Here is a 19,167-nt window from a genome sequence, read left to right as displayed (position 1 = left end):
GTAGGAAGAATGATGCAATACAGCATCATCCTGTGTCTTTTTGACGCCTGGAGTACACTCGAACCACCACAATCGATGAAAGGGATGCCATGAGCAGCAGAATCGAACGCGACAGTTTCGGCCCGATCGACGTACCCGCCGACCGGCTTTGGGGAGCGCAGACACAGCGCTCGCTCGAGCATTTCCATATCTCCACGGAAAAGATGCCGCCCGAACTGATCGCCGCCCTGGCCACCGTCAAGCGCGCGGCCGCCCACGTCAACCTGGACCTGGGCTTATTGGATGGCAAGAAAGCCATCGCCATCACGCAGGCCGCCGATGAAGTACTGGCCGGCAAGCACGACGCCGAGTTTCCGCTGGCCGTCTGGCAGACGGGGTCCGGTACGCAAAGCAATATGAACATGAACGAAGTGCTGGCCAACCGCGGTTCCGAGCTGATCGGCGGCTTGCGCGGCGCCGAGCGGCTGCTGCACCCGAACGACGACGTCAACCTGGGCCAGTCCTCGAACGACATCTTCCCCACCGCCATCCACGTGGCGGCCGCCCTGGCCGTGGCCAACACGGTCCTGCCGCCGCTGCGCCAGCTGCGCGCCACGCTCGACGCGAAAGCGACGGAATTTACCGACATCGTCAAGATCGGCCGCACCCATCTGCAGGATGCCACGCCCTTGACCCTGGGCCAGGAATTTTCCGGCTACGTGGCGCAACTGGACTTCGCCGAACACATCATTACCGCAGCGTTGCCGCCGCTGCTGCAGCTGGCCGCCGGCGGCACGGCCGTCGGCACGGGCTTGAATGCGCACGTGGAATTTGCCGGCCGCATCGCCTTTGAACTGGCGCGGCTGACGGGCCAGCCGTTCGAAACGGCCAGCAACAAGTTTGCCGCCCTGGCCGCCCACGATGCCTTGGTCGCCGCCCATGGCGCCTTGAAAACCCTGGCCACGGCCCTGATGAAGATCGCCAACGACGTGCGCTGGATGGCGTCCGGCCCCCGCTCCGGCCTCGGTGAAATCACCATCCCCGAAAACGAGCCGGGCAGCTCCATCATGCCGGGCAAGGTCAATCCCACCCAGTGCGAAGCGCTGACCATGCTGTGCTGCCAGGTGTTCGGCAACGACGTCGCCATCACCGTGGGCGGCGCCTCGGGCAATTTCGAGCTGAATGTCTTCAAGCCCTTGATCGCGCACAACTTCCTGCAAAGCGCGCGCCTGCTCGGCGACGGCATGCGCAGCTTCGACGAGCATTGCGCGCACGGCATCGCACCGAACCGTGCACGCATCGCCGAACTGATGGAGCGTTCCCTGATGCTGGTCACGGCGCTGGCGCCGCATATCGGCTATGACAAGGCGGCGCAAATCGCCAAGCAGGCCCAGCATGAAGGCACGACCTTGAAGCAGGCGGCGCTGGAACTGGGCTTCGTGACGGAAGAGCAATTTGGCGCGTGGATCGTCCCGCTGGAAATGACGCGGCCCAACAAAAGCTGATTCTCACCCGCATCCCTGGCGGCTTCAGCTAAACTATGGCTTAGTTGAGGTCGTCATCAAGTGTAGAAAACACATCATTGCAATAAGGGATACAATGCAAAAAGTAAGCTTTGATTTAACATCCGAGTTCGTCGAGCTGAACCAGCTGCTCAAGCTGGTCGGCCTGTGCGACAGCGGTGGCGCGGGCAAGGTCATGGTCGATAGCGGCGTGGTGAAGGTCGATGGCAAGAAGGAATTGCGCAAGACCGCCAAGATCCGCGCCGGCCAGGTGGTCAGCGTGGGCGATATCCGTATCACGGTCGTCGGCCCCGCCTGATCCCGCATGGGGCGCGCGAGCGGCCCCTGCCTCCAGCCCGGCCTCCCGCGTGCCCGGCTGCTTACATCAAGCCCAACTATTCGCTATTGCCACATATCTAACGATTGCGGAAGGGAAGCGCCATGGACCATCCCGAACAAGGCACGCGCAGCCAGGAACGCCTGATAGGCGACTTGCGCCAGGTCATAGAAAATGCGGAAGAACTGCTCCGCAACACCGAAAAATACACGAGCGGCTTGTACCAGAACGCGCGCGCCAGGCTGGAAGCGGCGCTGGTGGCGGCTACTGCCGAGCTTGCTCGCTTCGAGGAAGAGCAGGTGGCGCGCATGATGGACGCCACGCTGGCCGCAAATTGCCTGTATCGCGACCAGACGGGCGAAGCGCGCGTGCTGCGCGCCTTCGATTAGCCGGGCATCTGCTCTGCCAGCACGCCATGCGCCAGCCACAGGCTTAGCTGCCGGCCCAGGTCGAAATCGTCATCGAGCCCGAACGCCGCGTCGAGCGCGGCGCCAAACGTCCCGCCTTGCTGCAGCGCCAGCAAGGCCGCATGCCCGGCCCCATCCAGCGGCAGCACTTGCCCCTTCCAGCGTGGACGGCAGACCAGCGCATGGCTGGCCACCTGCATGTCTTGCGGAAACACTGCCTGGCCCTCCTCCTCCTGGTGCGCCTGCCACAGGGCCGGCACTTGCCAGTCCGACGCCAGCAGGAAACAGGCAGGATGCAGCGTCCAGCGGCTCTCTTCCAGCTGCTGCGGATGCAGGGCGGCCAGCGTCCCGGGCACCACGCCCTGCGCATCGGGCGCGTAATGGGCCAGGTGCAAGGCCCATTCCAGGCGCGCCATGTCCGGCAGGTAGGGCAGTCCGGCCACCGGCGGGAAAGCGGCGAGAAAGGCGGCAAAGCCGTCGCCAAACCGGTTCAGGTCAGGGCTGGCCGATGGAGATTGCCGGCCATAGGCGCGCGCCAGGCCGGCGAAGAATTCCTCGCCCACCAGCGCCAGCACGACGGGATAGGCGTGGCCCAGGGTACGGCGCCAGGTAGCCGTCAAATTCCCGCGATACAGGCCGAGGCGTTCGGCCGACGCCGGCTCCCGGCACAGGCGCAGGACTGCCGCAGCGTGCGCGGGATCGACCAGGGCCGTGGCAAAGGCCTGCTGCTTGAGCGCCAGCCCGTCAGCCGGCACGGGCGGCGGCGCCGCCATGATCGCCCCTTGCCACGGCAAAGGCGGCGCATGGCGCGCCAGCATGCCTTGCGCCTTGTCCGCCTCGCCCAGCAGGACCTCCAGCGGCGGCAAGTCCGTATCCCATTCGACCAGGGTCGGCACGGCGCCAAAGCGCAGCAAGGCGGCCCGATACAATTCCCAGACGGGATCGGCGACAGCGGCGCCATGGTGGTCGATCACGGCGTGCGGCGTGACGAGGTGGCCGGCCAGGTGCAGCTCGCCCACGCTGCCGGGCGCGATCGCCTGCAGGGCGGCCAGGGCATCCTCGCCGTGGTTGCACTGATTCACATACAGGTTATTGATATCGAGCAGCAGGCCGCAGCCGCTGCGGCGCGCCAGCTCGGCGAGGAATTGCGCCTCGCTCATGGCATCGTCGGCAAAACGCAGCCAGGTGGCGACATTCTCCAGCAAGATCGGTCTTTTCAGCGCATCCTGCACCCGGCCGACGCGCGCGCACAGCAAGTCCAGGGCCGCGCCATCCAGGGCCAGCGGCAGCAGATCGTTGAGTTGCTGCCGCGCCACGGCGCCCCAGCACAGGTGTTCCGACACCATGGCCGGTGCGATGCGCTCGACCAGCGCGCGCACGCGCTGCAAATGCGTCTCGGAAAAACCGCGCGCCGATCCCAGGCCCAGGCCCACGCCATGCAGGCTCAGCGGATAATCGCGGCGCAAGGCTTGCAGCACATGCCAGTCCCAGCCCGACGGCTGCAGATAATTTTCGGTATGCACTTCCAGCCAGTCCACGCGGGGCCGGCACTCGAGGAAATCGCGGTAGTGGGGCGCGCGCAGGCCGACGCCCACGCCAGCGAGCGCGGGAATGGACGGCGGCATGGCGGCCCCGCTTATGACTGCGCGGCTGGCTTGGCGGCCTTCACCGGCTTCAGGGCGCCGCCCGTTTTTTCGCATGTTCCCTTGGCAACATAGGTCCATTCGGTGGGCATATTGTCCGTGGCCGCCTGGCCGGCGCAGGAATGCGCGCCATCGGACGAGGCGCAATCGTTTTGCCCCGCTTTCGCCACGCCATAGCATTTTTCCTTGTCGCCGGCGGGCGCCTCATGCGCGGCCGCGCCGGTGGTGGCACAAATGCCGGCCAGGGCGGCGGCAACGAGGGCTAGACGTTTATTCATGGGTGATCCTCTGATAAGTATTGATCGGCAGGCACGGCAGCAAGCACGGGCCAGCTGCGGCAACAACACGGCGATTCTACGCAATTAGCGGCGCCATGGCGAACAATGCGCGTTTTTCTGGAGGGGGACGGGCGGGAGGACAGGACAAGGCGCGGGCACGCAGGCGCCCTGCCCCCGCCGCTGCACACGGCGGGATGCGGCTGGGGCTCAGCCAGGCACGGCGCCATGCGCCGGCGGCCAGGCTCAGGCTGTCGTGTTGATGCGGTTGCCCAGGTGCGACGGCAGGCTGGGTGCCGACGGCACTGGCGGCAAGGCTTCCAGCAAGGCTGCGGCAGTCGAGCTCTGGATATCCTGGGCCTTTTTCAGGACAGCCACGCCGACGGCTTGCCGGGTTCCCGTTTCCGCCATCGTGGTTGACAGTTGGGCAATGCTTGCGACGTCCATACGTTTCTCCAAAGAGGGTCTACCCGTATTAACGGATCGCCACGGCAATACTTTAGCGTTTATTTGCCCGCCTGCAGCAACAGCCAGGCCAGCACGGCTTCGCGCGCATTCAAGTCCAGCCAGGTCACGCCTGCGCGCAGATCGGCGGGCGCCGGGCTGTCGGACGCCACGGCGATCACGTGCGGATCCTGCGGATACAGCGGCGCCTGCCCCACTGCGCGGCGGTACACTTCCAGCTTGGGAATCGGGTCCGTCTTGAACCCCTCCACCAGGGTCAGGTCCGCCGGCCCCATGCGGGCCAGCTGCTGCGCCAGGCCGGGTTCGGGTGCGCCACGCAATTCGTGCACGATGGCAAAACGATACGGCGACGCCACCAGCACTTCCGCCGCGCCGGCCGCGCGCAGGCGCGCGCTGTCTTTTTGCGGCGGCTCCAGCGCCAGGTCGTGATGGCTGTGCTTGACCAGGTTGACCCGCAAGCCGCGCGCGGCCATTTCCTTCACCACAAATTCCAGCAGGGTCGTCTTGCCACTGCCGGAACGGCCTATCACGCCCAGTACCGGGTGCGCGGGCATCGCTACTTGCATCGTCATCTTCCTTCATAGAAAGATCACCATTATACGCAATCGCGCCCTCTCTTCATGCAATCCGGCAACAGCCGCGCGCCCGCCTCAGGCTCCGCCATCGCCATCCGCAGCCGGCCCCTGGCGCGCAGGCGGGGCCTTGCGGCGGCGCTTGCCGGGCGGCTTGCCGGCTGGCGCCGCGTCGGCGGCGGCGTCAGCCGTGCCAGGCGCAAGGTCCTTGCCGCGCCGGCGCCGTCCGCCCGCATGTGGCACCGCGCGGCCGTTTGCCGCCAGCGCATTCCTCGCGCTGCGGGCCAGTTGCCGGTGCGCCGCCAGCGCCCCCGCCTCGGCGTCGGACAAGGCCGGCACGCCAACGCCGCCATCGACGGCGGCATGGCCGTCCGCGCTGGCGGCCGGAACGGCTGGCACGGCAAAGTCCGCGGCGCGCAGGTCCGCCTCCCATTGCGCACGCTGCAGCTGCACGCTGCCGGGCACGAGCGGCGCAGGCGACGCCTGCGGCTGCGCCAGCGCCGTGGCCAGGCTGTTGGCGGCCGCCACGCGCGCGCCCATGTCGGGCAAGGCGCCATCGGCGCCGCGGCAAAAGCGCTGCAGGATGGTCTTGATGATGGACGCGTGATCGAACACCTGGTGGCAGACGCTGCCCGGCGCGACCAGCGGCGACACCAGCAGCATGGGCACGCGCACGCCGTACTGGCGGAAGGCGGGGTCGTCGTCCACGGCGGGCGGCGGCGGCACGTGGTCGAAAAAGCCGCCATGCTCGTCGTAGCTGATGATGAGCAAGGTACGCTGCCAGGCGGGACCGCGCGACAGCGCCTGGTACACCTGCGCCACCAGCGCCTGCCCGGCGCGCACGTCGGCCGGCGGATGGTCGTCGTTTTCGAAGAAATGCGGGTCGATCCAGCTGAGCGCCGGCAAGGTGCCGGCCAGCGCGTCGCCGATGAAGCCATAGCGGCGCTGGCTGGAGCCGAACGGTTCATAGAACTCGGACGAACGGTAATGGTCGTCCGTCAAGGCCAGGCTCCACGGCTTCCAGGCCGAATAAAACTTCCAGCCGACCTGGGCGCGGTCCAGGTGGCGCACGAACGATTTGTTCGCATACAGGGGCACGCGCTTGCTGTCCCGGCTGCCGGCCGCCCTGCCGCTGATGGCGTACAGGCGGTTGGGCCAGGTCGCGCCAGGCACGGAACTGTAGCAGCGGTCGCACACGCAAAAGTGCCGCGCCAGAAAATCGTACATGGGCAGGTCGGCCCCATTGTAATACCCCATCACCAGGTCGATATCGGGGTCGCCGGGATGGGTCTGCGCATAGTCGTCGACAAAGCCGCCGTTATTATTTTGCAACTGCACGCTGACGGATGCGCCCGTATGCGACGGGTCCTGTCCCGGACCGAAGGCCGTGCGCAGCAAGTGGTGCACCGGATAGGCCTTGCCGGCATGCAAGTTGACGTGGCCGGCCCGCAAGCCATCGATGTCGGCCCGCCCGCCTTCCAGGCTCAGGTATCCCAGCATGTGGTCGAACGAGCGGTTTTCCATCATCAGCACGACGATATGCGCGATGCGCGCAAGATGGTCCAGCGGATCGGCAAGTGGATTAACGGCATCGACAGCGGTCATCGGAACTCCCCCGCCGCGCGCACGGTCGCGGCAACCCTGGTTCGACCGGCCCCGGCCGGAGAGGTTCACCTGTCGTCGCCTGGCCTTGATATGCCACAACTGCTGAGCTTACCTCAATAGGGAACGCGGTAGCGGTAGCCCTTGAAATTGAACACGGCCGCCTTTGGCTGCAGTTTTTCCAGCACCAGGCCAGGCGCCAGTTCCTCGCCCTCGTGGCGCAGCACCTTATCGATCAACAGCAGGCGGTCGGCCGGATTCTTCGAATAGATATAGCCGCCGATGGCAAGCGGGGGAATCTGGCGCTGTATCGGCTCGGGCAAGTCGCGCAAGCCGGGCACGGCTTCCTCGGCCGCGGGAACGGGCACGGCGGGCGCGGGCGGCGGCACCGCAGCGTTGACGGCCACGGGCGGCGCGGCCTGGCCAGGCGTCTCCTGCTGCGGCTCCGGCACGGCCACGGCATGGTGTACGGGCGCGGCGGTGGCCGCTGGCGGCGCGGCCGGCGCGGGCGCAGGCACGGGCGCCGCCGCCGGGGCGGGCGCGGCGGCCGATCCCGGCGCGGGAACGGGTGCCGGGACGGCCTGGGCCAGCACGGCGGGGACGGTCGCAGGCGGCTGCGCGGCGGCCTGCCATGGCTGCCACAGCAGCAGCGCGCCGGCCACGGCCGCCGTCACCGCGCCCAGCGCCAGCCAGGCGGACAGGCGCCGCCTGCCGCCGGACGCCGGTGCGCCATGCAGCGACAGCTGCGCGGCGTGGATCGACGGCAATTCGCCGAGCTGGCGTTCGGCCTGCGATTTTTTCAGTGCTTCCAGTATGTAAGACATCTTATTTTCCCGCCACTATCGCCGCCGCGGCGGGCCGCGCCACGGCAGGAGCAGCACCGGACAGGCGCGGCTCCGAGTTGTCGCCCAATTGCATGAGACGAATGAACGTTTTCGGTCCCGCCAGGCCATCGGCCTTCAGGTTCTGGCTCTGCTGGAATGCGCGCAGCGACGCCTGCATCGCCGCATCAAGCGGCACATTGTCAGCGGGCGGCGGCAAGCCGTGCAACCGGGCCAGGCGCTGCGCCAGCCAATCGACGTCGGGGCCGCGGGCGCCGGGCGGCACTTCATCGCGCCAGCTGCGCGGGGCACGCCAGAATGTCGTGAAACCGCCGTCGCTGCGCTGCGCCAGTTCGGCCAGCGGCAAGGTTTGCGACTTGCCATCAAGCTGCAGCCTGGCCGTCTCGCCCTGCACCTGCGCCAGCAAGGCCGGCCGTTCCGCGCCGGCCGCATCGCGCAAGGCCAGCATGGCGGGTCGGTCGAGCACGCGCAGCTCGGCAATGCCGCCACGGCTGTGCAGGCAGCGCAAGCCGGCCCTGGCGGCCGCCTGGCAAGCGTCGCCGTCCGGCGGCAAGCGCTCGCCCCACAGGGCCGCCAGCTGGCGCAGCACGGCATCGCGGCCGGGACCGCTGACGGGCGCGGCGACCGGGGCGGCGGCGGCCGCCGGTGCCGCCGCCACGGAGGGCGCGCTGGCCGGTGCGGCGGGCGCGGGGCGCACGGGCATGAAGTGCCAGGCCAGCGCCGCCGTGAGCAACGCGCCGCCCAGCACGCCGGCCGCCACCTGCGGCCAGCGCCAGCAAACCGGCGGCGCCAGCGGGCCGGCACCGGCCTGCGCGAACACTTCAGCGCCCGCCCGGCGCAGTATCCGGCGCGTCACCTGCGGCTGGTTTTCCACGTAGGCGCCCAGCAGCGCGCGGTCGCACAGCAGGTTGATGCGGCGCGGCACGCCGTGGCTCATGGCATGGATCTGCGCCATCAGGCGCGCCGCGAACGGCGCGTGCGCCACGCAGCCGGCCACCGCCAGCCGGTGATGGATGTAGCTGGCCGTCTCGTCCGCAGACAGCGAGCCGAGGTGATAGCGGGCGATCACGCGCTGCGCCAGCTGCTCCAGTTCGGGGCGGGCCAGCATGGCGCGCAATTCGGGCTGGCCGATGAGGATGATCTGCAGCAGCTTGCGCTCGCTCGTCTCCAGGTTGGTCAGCAAACGCAGCTGTTCCAGCACGGCGGCGGACAGGTTTTGCGCTTCATCAATGATCAGCACATTGTTCTTGCCTTGCGCATGGCTGGCCAGCAGATACGCATTGATGGCGTCGACATAGCCTTTCACGCTGGCCACGCCGGGCGCCAGCGCGATGCCGAACTCCTCGCAGATCGAGTGCAGCAACTCCTCGACCGACAGCTTGGGGTTGAAAATATAGGCGAGCTGGCAATTGACCGGGATCTGCTCCATGAAGCAGCGGCAGACGGTGGTCTTGCCGGCGCCGATCTCGCCCGTCAGCAGCACGAAGCCGCCGCCGCTGCCCACGCCATACAGCAGGTGCGCCAGCGCTTCGCGGTGGCGTTCGCTCATGAACAGGTAGCGGGGATCGGGGGCGATCGAAAACGGCGATTGCTTGAGCTGGAAATAATGCGTGTACATGGAGACCCTGCGGATGGAACGATCAAAATGCGCCGCTCAGCATACGCTGCGGCAAGCCGGCGCGCTCACCGGGTTTGGGCGGGCGGCAGGGGCTTGTACTTGGCGCAATAGACTTTTGCCTTGCTACGGAAGTACACGATTTTACTGCCAGGAACGGAACCGCGGACGGGAAAGGCGGAATTATCCAGCTTGCTGAAGCGCATGCCCGACGCGGCACGGATGGCCGGTTCGATTTTTTCCGGCGTGGCATCGGCAACCACGCCCATGAACACCAGCGCACTGCTGTCGTCGCTGACGATCACATCCGTGATGGGCGCCCCCCACAGGGTCGCTTCCGTGCGGAACCAGTAAGCGCCCCCTTCATGCTTGTAGGCGGGCCCGAAGGCGCCCAGCAGATAGGAATAGAAAGCCTTGTTGTCGATATGGTCGACGCACAGCACCGCGTTGCCCACCACCTGGCCGAACGTGGACGGCGGCGCCTTCTGCGCCAGCGCGCCGCCGGCCGCTACGATGGCGACCAGCAAAACGGCCCCCGGCGGCCTGGGCAGGAAGCGCCAGCGCGGCAACGGCAGGCGGCACGCGCGCATGATCAGCGCTTGCGCTCTTCTTTCTTGACCTTCTTGGCTTCCTTCTTTTCCTTCATGGACTTTGCCGGTTCCTTCTTGCTTTCCTTCTTGCTGTCCTGTGCCTTGCTCATTTTCTACTCCATGCCTGGGCGGGGATGCCGCAGCCATTATGACACTCCCCCATGAAAATGCCACGTCATTTCCCCCTTGCAAGGGCATCGCGGCGCCAGGCGAAACCGGCGCCCGCCTATCCGTATTTGAAAAAATACGTTTGTTTTTTTATTTTATTGTGTTTAAATACACGCACTTTATAAAAAGATATCTTTTCCAGCAGGCAATGACCCGCCGGAGACAAGCATACAAACTGGAGACAGGACATGGGCCGGCATGTGGCCGGCCATGCGTAATCAGATTGCAGCCTTGGGCAGGGACACAACATGATGAGAACTATGATCTTGCTGGGCGCGCTGCTGCTGGGCACGGCCAGCAGCGCGCAAGCGGCAGACGCACGGCAAGCCGTGCGCCAGGCCGACCTGCAGGTGGCCGCGCAGGCGATGCCGGCGCGGCCGGCCGTGCACCGTGCCAGTTTCCAGACGCCGCGCGTTTCGCTGCGCGCGCGCATCCAGCACGAACCGAGCACCTACTCGCTGCTGCTGGTCGCCATCGGCCTGCTGGGACTGCGCATGCGCGCGCGCGCCCCCAGCGAAAAATTCAGCCACTGACGTCAAAACGGCCGCGCAAGGCGGCCGTTCCAGTCAGGCGTCAGCGCCCGCTCAGTGCAGGCACAGGCGGCGGCGCGTCTTCTCGATCAATGCCGTATCGTAGGGATACAGGTTTTCGATAAAGAACAATTCCGTTTCCGCCTCATCTTCCAGGCACATCTCGATCATGACCGGACCATCGCTTTCGCGGCCCAGGAAATCCTTCGGCCAGCGGTTCTTGCGGTGCGTGCGCATCATTTCCATGCCCAGCGCGGCCAGCGGCGCCGATACGCCGGCGGCCAGCGCCTCTTGCTGCCAGTCGTCCCAGTACTCGCTCTTTGCTGCCTTGTCGTTCATCATGCTCTTCCAACCCGGATGTAAAAGGCGGACTGTACTCTTCATGGCGCCCCTTGCCAAGCATGCAAACAAGCAACACCGCAACGCGCGGCACAGACCACTCGTGAAAAATTGGCATTAAACAAGGCCAATTTCAATACCATTCACGAAAGATACAAATTCCTTTATTAACAATGACTTGCAATATTTCTTTCGGGCACGGCACGGCATTGCTCCGCGCATTTGTTAATACCACTTAAATACCTGTTGACAAGCCATCGAGGCGACAATATAGTGCCTTCAGCTTTTTCGCCGCCCGACAAATAAAAGAACCGAGACCGGCGCACTCAACCAAACGCGGGACTGCATAACATGATCGAATACATAATCGGCGTCGACGGCGGGGGCAGCGGCACCCGCGTACGCCTGGCGCGCCTGGACGGCCAGGAGCTGGCGCAGGGACAAAGCGGCCCGTCCGGCCTGGGACTGGGCATAGACCGTGCCTGGACGTCCGTGGCGCATGCCGTCACGCTGGCCTTCCGCGCCGCCGGCCTGGACCAGCCCTCGCTGCAGCGCATGGCCATCGGCCTGGGCCTGGCCGGCGTGCACAACAAGCAGTGGGCCGCCAGCTTCATCGAACACAATCCCGGCTATGCCTCTGTTGCACTCGAATCGGATGCGCTGACCACCCTGCTGGGCGCGCACGCGGGCCAGCCCGGCGTCATCGTCGCCATCGGCACCGGCAGCGTGGGCGAAGTGCTGCATGCGGACGGCAGCCGCCACGAAGTGGGCGGCTGGGGCTTTCCCTCCGGCGACGAAGCGGGCGGCGCCTGGATCGGCATGCGCGCCGTCAACCACGCGCAGCAAGTGGTCGATGGCCGCGTGCCCGGCAGCGCCTTCGCCACGGCCGTCATCGATGCCTGCGGCGGCCAGCGCGACGCCATGCAGGTGTGGCTGGCCGCCGCCAGCCAGACCACGTTCGCGCAACTGGCGCGGCTGGTGCTCGAACATGCGGCCACCAACGCGGTGGCGCGCGCCATCCTGACCGATGCGGGCCAGCAGATCGCCCTCATCGCCAGGGCGCTGGACCCGGCCGGCACCCTGCCCGTGGCCCTGTGCGGCGGGCTGGCGGCACCGCTGTCGGCCTACCTGCCGGCGGCACTGTTGCAACTGGTCGTGCCGGCACAGGGCGACTCGGCCGCGGGCGGCCTGCGCCTGATACGCAAGCACTTGCAGGAGCAATGACCATGCTGGCCAAACTGTCCGCCTTCAAGCCCAATCCGGCCAGCGACACGCCGCTCTACATGCAGCTGGCGAACATGCTGTCGGACGGCATCGCCAGCGGCGACTGGCGCGCCAACCAGGCCTTGCCCTCGGAGCGCGTGCTGTCGGACATCCTGGAAATCTCGCGCGTGACGGCGCGCAAGGCGATCGACATGCTGTGCGACCGTGGCATGCTGACGCGCAAGCGCGGCTCGGGCACCTACATCACGCCCAAGCTGGAACAGCCGCTGTCGCGCCTGACGAGCTTTTCGGAGGAATTGCGCCAGCGGGGCTTTACGGCCGGCTCGCGCTGGCTGCAGCGCGACATCGGCGCGGCCGCGCCGCTGGAACTGCTGTCGCTGGGCCTGTCGCCGCACATGCCGGTGGCGCGCCTGCGCCGCCTGCGCACGGCCGACGAAGTGGTGATGGCGATCGAGACGACCACCATCCCCGTGCTGTACATGCCGGACCCGCAGCAGGTGACCGATTCCCTGTACGGCTACCTGGAGTCGCGCGGCACCATCCCGATGCGCGCGCTGCAGCATATCCGCGCCGTCAACGCCACGGCGGAACAGGCCAAGCTGGCCAATATCAAGACGGGTGAGGCCATGCTGCACATCACCCGTGTCAGTTATCTCGACAACGGCGCAGCGGTGGAACTGACCCACTCGTATTGCCGCAGTGATTATTATGAATTCGTAGCGGAGTCGCGCAGATGAGCAGCACTATCAAAGGCAATATCCTTACCCCCGGCGGCTGGATCCACGGCGCCATCGCCTTCGGCGAGCGCGTCGACAGCATCACGGGCGATTCCCGCCACCCCTCAGACAACAGCGACGACTACATCCTGCCGGGCTTCATCGACCTGCACGTGCATGGCGGCGCCGGCAAGGACATCATGGAAGGCGGCGACGCCGTCTACGCCATCGCCGCCATCCATGCGCGCCACGGCACCACCAGCCTGCTGGCCACCACCATGACGGCGCCGCCCGAAGACATCGACATGGCCTTGAGCGCCATCGGCGAGGCGACCAGGCACCGGCGGCCGAATACGGCGCGCGTGCTGGGCGCCCACCTGGAAGGCCCGTACATCAATTCCGGCAAGCTCGGCGCGCAGCCCAACTACGCGCGCGCCGCCACCCTGGCCGAAATCGAACGCCTGCAAACCCTGGCCAAGCTGCGCGTCATCACCGTGGCGCCGGAAATCGCCGGCCACCTGGAACTGGTGCGCGCGCTGGCCGACGCCGGCGTGCGCGTGCAGATCGGCCATACCCTCGGCTCCTATGAAGACGGGGTGGCCGCGCTGGAACACGGCGCGGTCGGCTTCACGCACCTGTTCAACGCCATGAGCGGCCTGCATCACCGCGAACCGGGCATGGTCGGCGCCGCCCTGGCGCACGCCGAATACGCCGAACTCATACCCGACCTGCTGCATGTGCACCCGGGCGCCATCAAGGTGGCCCTGCGCGCCATCCCGCGCCTGTACTGCGTCACCGATTCGACCGCCGCCACCGGCATGCCGGACGGCGAATACATGCTGGGCCGCCACGCCGTGCAGAAATGCATGGGCGGCGTGCGCCTGCCCGACGGCACGCTGGCGGGCAGCACCCTGACCCTGGACCAGGCGCTGCGCAACCTGGTGGGACTGGGACTGGACCTGGCCGACGCGTCCAAGCGCGTCTCGACCAATGCCGCCGATTACCTGGGCCTGGAAGAACGCGGCCGGCTGGCCCCCGGCACTTACGCCGATCTGGTGGTACTCGATCGCGACCTCAAACTCAAAGCTGTGTATATAGAAGGAGAAATCTGTGACCTCAATGATGCTTAAAGAAGCCGTTTCCGCCGCCGAATGCGTCGCCCTGCAACTGGCCAGCGACACGGAACGCTACGCGGAACTGGGCCGCAAATTGAGGAGCACCTCGTTCTCGACCGCGCTGACCATCGCGCGCGGCAGCTCCGACCACGCCTGCAACTACGTCGCCTACCTGATCATGGCGCGCCTGGGCCGCGTCGTGGCATCCTTGCCGATGTCGCTGGTGACCCTGAACAAGTCGCCGCTGGTGACGCGCGACACCCTGGCCATCTCGATCTCGCAATCGGGCCAGAGCCCGGACGTGGTCGAGCCGATCCGCTACTTCCGCGACGGCGGCGCCACCACCGTGGCCCTGGTCAACGATATCGAGTCGCCGCTGGCGCACGCCGCCGAATGGGCCATGCCCCTGCGCGCCGGCAAGGAACAAAGCGTCGCCGCCACCAAGAGCTTCATCACCAGCCTGGTCGCCGGCGCGCGCATGGTGGCCCAGTGGCAGAACGACCCCGAGCTGCAGGCAGGCCTGGAAGCGCTGCCCGAGGCGCTGCTCGAAGCGACCCGCGTCGACTGGTCGCCCGCCATCGACGTGCTGGCGCCGGCGCGCAACATCATGGTCGTCGGACGCGGCATCAGCTTCCCCGTGGCGCTGGAATCGGCACTGAAATTCAAGGAAACCTCGGCCCTGCAGGCGGAAGCCTTCAGCGGCGCCGAAATCAAGCACGGCCCGATGGCGCTGATCGAAGACGGCTACCCGCTGCTGATTTTCGCCACGCGCGGCCCGACGCAGGCCGGCCTCCTGCAGCTGGCCACGGAAATGCGCGGCCGCGGCGCCAAGGTCCTGCTGGCGGCGCCCGCCGACGTGGCCGAGCGCGACCTGACCCTGCCCGTGGCGGCCACGCCGGATCTCGACCCCATCGTCGCCATCCAGTCCTTCTACGTGATGGCGGCCAAGCTGTCGGCGGCGCGCGGCATGGACCCGGATGCGCCGCGCCACCTGAGCAAGGTCACGAAGACCAATTAAGCAGTCCGCAGCAGGCAGCACCGGCAACCCCGCCCCCGGCACGGGGCGGGATTGCCACGAACACCAGCCGCACCAATAAGCGACGGCAAGGGCATGTACCCGCGCCGCAGACTCATGGACATTGGAGCTTCGCGCTCCAGGATAAAAATGACGATCAAGAGACTGTTGGCAGTATTTGCTTGCGCGAGCCTGTTCGCGCCGCAGGCATGCGCTGTCGAGAAAATCGAATTCTGGACCTTCAGCATGAAGCCCAAGTTCACGCCGTATTTCAATGCGGTGGTGGCACGCTATGAGGCGCAGAATCCCGACGTCAAGATCGAATGGATCGACTTCCCGTGGGACGTGATCCAGACCAAGCTGGTCACGCGCATCGTGGCCGGCACGCCGCCCGCGCTGGTCAGCCTGAACGTGCCCTGGGCCGACGAATATGCGCGCGACGGCCTGCTCATGCCGGTCGATGCGCTGCTTGGCGAGGCACGCGCCAGCTACCTGCCCAGCGCCCTGGAAGACCTGCGCTTCAAGGGCCGCACCTACGGCTTCCCCATGTACAGCAATGTCGCCGTGATCGCCTTCAATACGGCCATTTTCAGGCAGGCGGGCCTGTCGCGCGGCCCCGCCAGCCTCGACGAGCAACTGGCGTTTGCGCGGCAGATCGCGCAACGCACGGGCAAGGCCGGCATCGCCCCGGCGCTGTCGAAGATCGACGGCCTGTTCATGCAGCAGGGCCTGGCCGTCATCGCCAACAACCAGGCCGTCTTCAATTCGCCGCAGCACGTGGCGCTGGTGCAAAAACTGGCCGATACCTACAAGGCGGGCGGCCTGCTGAAGGAAAGCCTGTTCGCCGAGGATAATTTCCCGGCCGTCATCGACGCCTACAAGGGCGGCCGCCTGGGCATGCTGCTGGCGCCGCCGACGGCGATGCAGCGCATCCGCAGCGACGCGAAAGACATCTATGCCATCACCGACGTGGCGCCCGCGCCGCTGGGACCGACCGGCATCGCCGATGGCGGCTGGCTGGTGCACTTCGCCATTCCCAAGGGCGTGTCGATGCGCCTGCTGCCATCGGTGGGCAAGTTCGCGCGCTTCCTGACGAATGACGACAACCAGCTGGCCTTCGCGCGCCAGGCCAGCGTCTTTCCCACCACCGTCAAGGCGGCAGCCGACCCGTTTTTTCTGTCCACGCCGACGAACGCGGGCGCCGCTGCCAAGGCGGTGGCCGCCGGCGCCCTGTCGATGCACCACTCGCGCACCCTGTACGTGGCCGGCGTCGACGACTACGACGAGCTGCGCCGCTCGCTGGTGAAAGCCGTCGAGGCGGGCGTGACGGGCAAACAGGACGTCAGACAGGCGCTGGACCAGGCCGTCGCCATCTGGAACAAGAAGCTGGCCAGCATGCCGCGCCACTAAGGACACCATGAAACTTGCCCACCGCCACACCCTGCAAGCCTGGCTGTTCCTCGCCCCGGCCCTGCTGCTACTGGCCGCCTTTTCGTTCTGGCCCGTCGGCTATGGCTCCGTGCTGGCCTTCACCGACTACAGCCTGATACGCGAGACGCGCTTCGTCGGCCTCGACAACTTCCGCTACATCTTCAACAACGAGATGTTCGTCTCGGGCCTGAAGAACTCGCTGATGTTTTTGCTGATGGTGCCCTTCGTGCAGGTGGGCGCCATCACCCTGGCCGTGCTGGTCAACAACCGCCTGCCCGGCATCCGTTTGTTCCGCGCCGCCTTCTACGTGCCCGTGGTAACCACCGTGTCCGTGGTCGGCATCATGTGGGGCTTCATGTTCCACGAACAGGGCGCGCTCAATTACGTGATGCTGACGTTAAAGCTCGTGAACGCGCCCGTGGGCTGGCTGTCGAACGACAGCCTGGCCCTGTTCGCCGTGATGTTCGTCACCTTGTGGCGCGGCCTGGGCTGGTACATGGTGATGTACCTGGCGGCGCTGCAATCGATCCCGTCGGACATGCAGGAAGCGGCCATGCTCGATGGCGCCAACCGCTGGCAGCGCTTCTGGAAGATCACCGTGCCGATGCTGCGCCCGACCATCATGCTGTGCTCCATCCTGTCCGTGCTGGCGGCCCTGAAGGCGTACCAGGAAGTCGACGTGCTGACCCAGGGCGGCCCGATGAATTCCACCTTCACGGCGCTGTACTACGCCTACGACCAGGGCCTCAAGCACTTGAAGCTGCCGCGCGCGCTGGCGGCCAGCTTCGTCGTCTCGCTATTTTGCATCGGCATCGCCCTGCTGTGCCTGCGCTACCTCAAACCCAAGCACCGCTGACAGGGGAATGACCATGACAACCCGTTCCCGCCCCCTGAAAACGCGCCTGCACATGCTGGGCCACTACGCCGTGCTGTGCGCCATCGCCGTCGTCTGCGTCTTCCCGTTCTGGTGGACGCTGGTGACGGCCATTTCCACGGAAGGCAATATCTTCGCCTTCCCGCCCACGTTCTGGCCGAAGGCGCCGTCGTTCGAGAACTTCATCGAAGTGTTCCAGGCCATTCCGATCTGGTCGTTCTTCAAGAACTCGGTGCTGATCGCCGTGTTGACCGTGTTCTGGAAGCTGCTGCTGTGCTCACTGGCCGCGTATCCGCTGGCACGCCTGAAATTTCGCGGCCGCAAGCTGGTGTTCGGCCTGATCCTGGCCACCCTGGTGCTGCCGTCGGAAGTGAACTTCCTCGTCAACTTCATCACCATCACGCAAATGAGCCTGGTCGACACCTACACGGGCGTGATCCTGCCCAACGTGGTGACGGCCGTGGCCATCTTGCTGCTCAAGCAGGCGTTCGAGGAAGTGCCGCAAGACCTGATCGACGCCGCGCGCGTCGATGGCGCCTCCGAGTGGGTCATCTTCAGCCGCATCATGCTGCCGCTGATCACGCCATGGCTGGCCACCGTCGGCATCCTGACGGCCGTCGAATCGTGGAATGAATACATCTGGCCCTCCATCGTCATGAGCAAGCCCGATGAATTCCCCCTGTCGGTGGGCGTGCTGTATTTGCGCGGCACGTTTGGCAGCAGCACGCGCGTGATCGCCGCCGGCACCTTGATCACCATCGTGCCGACCCTGCTGGCATTCCTGTTTACCCAGCGCTTTTTCATGCGCGGCATGGACGGCGCCGTCAAATGAAGACATCGATCGCCTCCGACCTGCGCCTGCTGGCCGGGCAGCTGCTGATGGCCGGCATCCCCGGCACCGCGCTCGATACGGCCACCGCGCTGTGGCTGCGGGAAAACGGCATCCGCGCCGTATGTCTGCGCGCGCACAATATCGGCGACGGCGCGCAACTGGCGGGCCTGACCGGCGCGCTGCACCGCATCCTGGGGCCGGCGGCGCTGGTGGCCATCGACGCGGCCGGCACGCCATCGGCCTATCCGGCCTGGCTGCCCGTCCCGCCGACGGCCATGGCGCTGTGCGCGGCCGGCGACGCCGAACTGGCCCATGGCACGGGGGCGGCGGCGGCGCGCGGCCTGCGCGCGCTGGGCATCAACTGGCTGTTCGCGCCGCTGCTCGACCCGGCCGGCGCCAGCGGCGATGCACCGGGCGCGGCGCAGGCCTTCGGCGGCGACCCGGCGCAAGCGGCCGCCATGGCGCTGGCCTGGATGGCCGGCAGCCAGGCCGAGGGCGTGGCGTGCTGCGCCAGGCTGTGGCTGCCCGAGCCGGGCACCGGCGCCGTCCTGCCCAGCGTCGACAAGACGCGCTCGCAGCTGGAGGAGCACGACTTCGTGCCCTTCCGCCAGGCCGCCGCGCATGCGGCCTCGATGATGAGCGCGCACGTGTTCTATCCGGCCCTCGATGCGACGCTGCCCGTCAGCCTGTCCGCCAGGGTGCTGCAAGGCCTGCTGCGCACGCAATGGGGCTACGACGGCGTGCTGCTCACGCATGGCATCGATGGCCATGGCGGCAATGTCGCCGCGCAGGCGCTGGCCGCCGGTGCCGACATGGTCGTGCTGCCCGATGCCGGCAGCGTGGCGCGCGCCCTCGATGCCATCGGCGCCGCGCTGGCCGACGCCACCGTGCCGCTGCAGGCCGTGGGCCAGCGCCTGCAGCGCCTGGCGGCGCTGGCCGCACGCTATCCGGGCGGCACCGGCGTGTACGCGCAGGAGGCGGCCGACCGCATCATCATGGCCGAGGCAAGGCGCCGCTGCCAGTTTGCGGCGCCAGCGCGCCAGTTCCGACATTAACCCGCACTTTCAACACGCCCGGCAACAGCCATCACCCGA

21 protein-coding genes are annotated in these 19,167 nt (G+C 66.8%); 12 read left to right on the top strand and 9 right to left on the bottom strand.

Annotation, left to right across the window (positions count from 1 at the left end):
- Positions 1 to 89 precede the first annotated feature (89 nt).
- The 3 genes from fumC to AC3RCJ_RS07735 all read left to right on the top strand — a co-directional run bounded on the left by fumC (position 90) and on the right by AC3RCJ_RS07735 (position 2,207).
- Positions 90 to 1,484, top strand: coding sequence for a class II fumarate hydratase (fumC, locus tag AC3RCJ_RS07745; protein ID WP_492965130.1), 1,395 nt, complete (start codon positions 90 to 92; stop codon positions 1,482 to 1,484).
- A 94-nt stretch (positions 1,485 to 1,578) separates the two neighbouring features.
- Positions 1,579 to 1,800 (top strand): RNA-binding S4 domain-containing protein, encoded by a 222-nt coding sequence (locus tag AC3RCJ_RS07740; RefSeq protein ID WP_034781865.1) that lies wholly within the window; start codon positions 1,579 to 1,581, stop codon positions 1,798 to 1,800.
- A 122-nt stretch (positions 1,801 to 1,922) separates the two neighbouring features.
- Positions 1,923 to 2,207: a DUF883 family protein gene (locus tag AC3RCJ_RS07735; protein ID WP_492965131.1), complete on the top strand. Its 285-nt coding sequence runs from the start codon at positions 1,923 to 1,925 to the stop codon at positions 2,205 to 2,207.
- Here the strand turns inward: AC3RCJ_RS07735 and bufB are convergent.
- The 8 genes from bufB to AC3RCJ_RS07695 form a co-directional block, all read right to left on the bottom strand.
- Positions 2,204 to 3,850: an MNIO family bufferin maturase gene (gene bufB, locus AC3RCJ_RS07730; RefSeq protein ID WP_492965133.1), complete on the bottom strand. Its 1,647-nt coding sequence runs from the start codon at positions 3,848 to 3,850 to the stop codon at positions 2,204 to 2,206. The two genes, AC3RCJ_RS07735 and bufB, sit on opposite strands and share 4 nt — an antisense overlap.
- An 11-nt stretch (positions 3,851 to 3,861) precedes the next feature.
- A complete protein-coding gene (locus tag AC3RCJ_RS07725) occupies positions 3,862 to 4,146 on the bottom strand; it encodes a BufA1 family periplasmic bufferin-type metallophore (protein WP_492965135.1) in 285 nt (94 codons plus the stop codon).
- A 243-nt stretch (positions 4,147 to 4,389) separates the two neighbouring features.
- The gene (locus AC3RCJ_RS07720; protein WP_492965137.1) at positions 4,390 to 4,590 is read right to left on the bottom strand and encodes a YjfB family protein; all 201 of its coding nucleotides are present in this window, start codon (positions 4,588 to 4,590) and stop codon (positions 4,390 to 4,392) included.
- A gap of 59 nt (positions 4,591 to 4,649) precedes the next feature.
- A complete protein-coding gene (gene mobB / locus AC3RCJ_RS07715; RefSeq protein ID WP_492965139.1) occupies positions 4,650 to 5,174 on the bottom strand; it encodes a molybdopterin-guanine dinucleotide biosynthesis protein B in 525 nt (174 codons plus the stop codon).
- A gap of 84 nt (positions 5,175 to 5,258) precedes the next feature.
- On the bottom strand, positions 5,259 to 6,785 hold the full coding sequence (locus tag AC3RCJ_RS07710; protein WP_492965303.1) for an alkaline phosphatase family protein: 1,527 nt from the start codon (positions 6,783 to 6,785) through the stop codon (positions 5,259 to 5,261).
- 113 nt (positions 6,786 to 6,898) lie between these two features.
- Positions 6,899 to 7,606 carry a general secretion pathway protein GspB gene (locus tag AC3RCJ_RS07705; protein WP_492965301.1) on the bottom strand — a complete coding sequence of 236 codons (708 nt, stop codon included), beginning with the start codon at positions 7,604 to 7,606 and terminating at the stop codon, positions 6,899 to 6,901.
- A gap of 1 nt (position 7,607) precedes the next feature.
- On the bottom strand, positions 7,608 to 9,242 hold the full coding sequence (locus AC3RCJ_RS07700) for an AAA family ATPase (protein ID WP_492965300.1): 1,635 nt from the start codon (positions 9,240 to 9,242) through the stop codon (positions 7,608 to 7,610).
- Positions 9,243 to 9,307: 65 nt separating this feature from the next.
- The gene (locus AC3RCJ_RS07695; protein ID WP_492965101.1) at positions 9,308 to 9,829 is read right to left on the bottom strand and encodes a hypothetical protein; all 522 of its coding nucleotides are present in this window, start codon (positions 9,827 to 9,829) and stop codon (positions 9,308 to 9,310) included.
- A 416-nt stretch (positions 9,830 to 10,245) separates the two neighbouring features.
- Here AC3RCJ_RS07695 and AC3RCJ_RS07690 point away from each other — a divergent pair, with 416 nt between their 5' ends.
- Complete coding sequence (locus AC3RCJ_RS07690; RefSeq protein ID WP_492965100.1) at positions 10,246 to 10,530, top strand: hypothetical protein; 285 nt, start codon at positions 10,246 to 10,248, stop codon at positions 10,528 to 10,530.
- A 51-nt stretch (positions 10,531 to 10,581) separates the two neighbouring features.
- Here the strand turns inward: AC3RCJ_RS07690 and AC3RCJ_RS07685 are convergent, their stop codons facing one another.
- A complete protein-coding gene (locus AC3RCJ_RS07685) occupies positions 10,582 to 10,869 on the bottom strand; it encodes a hypothetical protein (RefSeq protein WP_092714822.1) in 288 nt (95 codons plus the stop codon).
- 348 nt (positions 10,870 to 11,217) lie between these two features.
- On the opposite strand from AC3RCJ_RS07685, the gene AC3RCJ_RS07680 reads away from it, so the two are divergent.
- From AC3RCJ_RS07680 to AC3RCJ_RS07645, 8 genes are all read left to right on the top strand, one after another.
- Positions 11,218 to 12,090 (top strand): glucosamine kinase nucleotide-binding domain-containing protein, encoded by an 873-nt coding sequence (locus tag AC3RCJ_RS07680; RefSeq protein ID WP_492965099.1) that lies wholly within the window; start codon positions 11,218 to 11,220, stop codon positions 12,088 to 12,090.
- A gap of 2 nt (positions 12,091 to 12,092) precedes the next feature.
- Complete coding sequence (locus tag AC3RCJ_RS07675; protein WP_492965098.1) at positions 12,093 to 12,827, top strand: GntR family transcriptional regulator; 735 nt, start codon at positions 12,093 to 12,095, stop codon at positions 12,825 to 12,827.
- Positions 12,824 to 13,936, top strand: coding sequence for an N-acetylglucosamine-6-phosphate deacetylase (gene nagA / locus AC3RCJ_RS07670; RefSeq protein WP_492965097.1), 1,113 nt, complete (start codon positions 12,824 to 12,826; stop codon positions 13,934 to 13,936). The genes AC3RCJ_RS07675 and nagA overlap by 4 nt, the downstream gene beginning before the upstream one ends.
- Positions 13,926 to 14,939: an SIS domain-containing protein gene (locus AC3RCJ_RS07665; protein WP_086148124.1), complete on the top strand. Its 1,014-nt coding sequence runs from the start codon at positions 13,926 to 13,928 to the stop codon at positions 14,937 to 14,939. The genes nagA and AC3RCJ_RS07665 overlap by 11 nt, the downstream gene beginning before the upstream one ends.
- 147 nt (positions 14,940 to 15,086) lie before the next feature.
- Positions 15,087 to 16,346 carry an ABC transporter substrate-binding protein gene (locus tag AC3RCJ_RS07660; protein ID WP_492965096.1) on the top strand — a complete coding sequence of 420 codons (1,260 nt, stop codon included), beginning with the start codon at positions 15,087 to 15,089 and terminating at the stop codon, positions 16,344 to 16,346.
- A 7-nt stretch (positions 16,347 to 16,353) separates the two neighbouring features.
- Positions 16,354 to 17,223 (top strand): carbohydrate ABC transporter permease, encoded by an 870-nt coding sequence (locus tag AC3RCJ_RS07655; RefSeq protein ID WP_492965095.1) that lies wholly within the window; start codon positions 16,354 to 16,356, stop codon positions 17,221 to 17,223.
- A 13-nt stretch (positions 17,224 to 17,236) separates the two neighbouring features.
- A complete protein-coding gene (locus AC3RCJ_RS07650) occupies positions 17,237 to 18,073 on the top strand; it encodes a carbohydrate ABC transporter permease (protein WP_492965094.1) in 837 nt (278 codons plus the stop codon).
- Positions 18,070 to 19,128, top strand: a complete 1,059-nt coding sequence (locus tag AC3RCJ_RS07645) for a glycoside hydrolase family 3 N-terminal domain-containing protein (protein WP_492965294.1) — start codon at positions 18,070 to 18,072, stop codon at positions 19,126 to 19,128. The genes AC3RCJ_RS07650 and AC3RCJ_RS07645 overlap by 4 nt, the downstream gene beginning before the upstream one ends.
- Positions 19,129 to 19,167: the final 39 nt, after the last annotated feature.

The organism is Janthinobacterium sp. GW822-FHT07H11 (assembly GCF_058798615.1).
The sequence above is the reverse complement of the archived record's forward strand: the minus strand, read 5'-3'. Positions and strand labels throughout refer to the sequence as shown.

Bases quoted from the DNA above. Each gene is read 5' to 3' on its own strand.
- AC3RCJ_RS07725 (WP_492965135.1), bottom strand. From the start codon at position 4,146: ATGAATAAACGTCTAGCCCTCGTTGCCGCCGCCCTGGCCGGCATTTGT.
- nagA (WP_492965097.1), top strand. From the start codon at position 12,824: ATGAGCAGCACTATCAAAGGCAATATCCTTACCCCCGGCGGCTGGATC.
- fumC (WP_492965130.1), top strand. From the start codon at position 90: ATGAGCAGCAGAATCGAACGCGACAGTTTCGGCCCGATCGACGTACCC.
- AC3RCJ_RS07685 (WP_092714822.1), bottom strand. From the start codon at position 10,869: ATGATGAACGACAAGGCAGCAAAGAGCGAGTACTGGGACGACTGGCAG.
- AC3RCJ_RS07655 (WP_492965095.1), top strand. From the start codon at position 16,354: ATGAAACTTGCCCACCGCCACACCCTGCAAGCCTGGCTGTTCCTCGCC.
- AC3RCJ_RS07710 (WP_492965303.1), bottom strand. From the start codon at position 6,785: ATGACCGCTGTCGATGCCGTTAATCCACTTGCCGATCCGCTGGACCAT.
- AC3RCJ_RS07735 (WP_492965131.1), top strand. From the start codon at position 1,923: ATGGACCATCCCGAACAAGGCACGCGCAGCCAGGAACGCCTGATAGGC.
- AC3RCJ_RS07645 (WP_492965294.1), top strand. From the start codon at position 18,070: ATGAAGACATCGATCGCCTCCGACCTGCGCCTGCTGGCCGGGCAGCTG.
- AC3RCJ_RS07695 (WP_492965101.1), bottom strand. From the start codon at position 9,829: ATGCGCGCGTGCCGCCTGCCGTTGCCGCGCTGGCGCTTCCTGCCCAGG.
- AC3RCJ_RS07680 (WP_492965099.1), top strand. From the start codon at position 11,218: ATGATCGAATACATAATCGGCGTCGACGGCGGGGGCAGCGGCACCCGC.
- AC3RCJ_RS07705 (WP_492965301.1), bottom strand. From the start codon at position 7,606: ATGTCTTACATACTGGAAGCACTGAAAAAATCGCAGGCCGAACGCCAG.
- AC3RCJ_RS07650 (WP_492965094.1), top strand. From the start codon at position 17,237: ATGACAACCCGTTCCCGCCCCCTGAAAACGCGCCTGCACATGCTGGGC.
- AC3RCJ_RS07660 (WP_492965096.1), top strand. From the start codon at position 15,087: ATGACGATCAAGAGACTGTTGGCAGTATTTGCTTGCGCGAGCCTGTTC.
- AC3RCJ_RS07700 (WP_492965300.1), bottom strand. From the start codon at position 9,242: ATGTACACGCATTATTTCCAGCTCAAGCAATCGCCGTTTTCGATCGCC.
- AC3RCJ_RS07690 (WP_492965100.1), top strand. From the start codon at position 10,246: ATGATGAGAACTATGATCTTGCTGGGCGCGCTGCTGCTGGGCACGGCC.
- AC3RCJ_RS07720 (WP_492965137.1), bottom strand. From the start codon at position 4,590: ATGGACGTCGCAAGCATTGCCCAACTGTCAACCACGATGGCGGAAACG.
- bufB (WP_492965133.1), bottom strand. From the start codon at position 3,850: ATGCCGCCGTCCATTCCCGCGCTCGCTGGCGTGGGCGTCGGCCTGCGC.
- AC3RCJ_RS07675 (WP_492965098.1), top strand. From the start codon at position 12,093: ATGCTGGCCAAACTGTCCGCCTTCAAGCCCAATCCGGCCAGCGACACG.
- AC3RCJ_RS07740 (WP_034781865.1), top strand. From the start codon at position 1,579: ATGCAAAAAGTAAGCTTTGATTTAACATCCGAGTTCGTCGAGCTGAAC.
- mobB (WP_492965139.1), bottom strand. From the start codon at position 5,174: ATGCAAGTAGCGATGCCCGCGCACCCGGTACTGGGCGTGATAGGCCGT.
- AC3RCJ_RS07665 (WP_086148124.1), top strand. From the start codon at position 13,926: ATGATGCTTAAAGAAGCCGTTTCCGCCGCCGAATGCGTCGCCCTGCAA.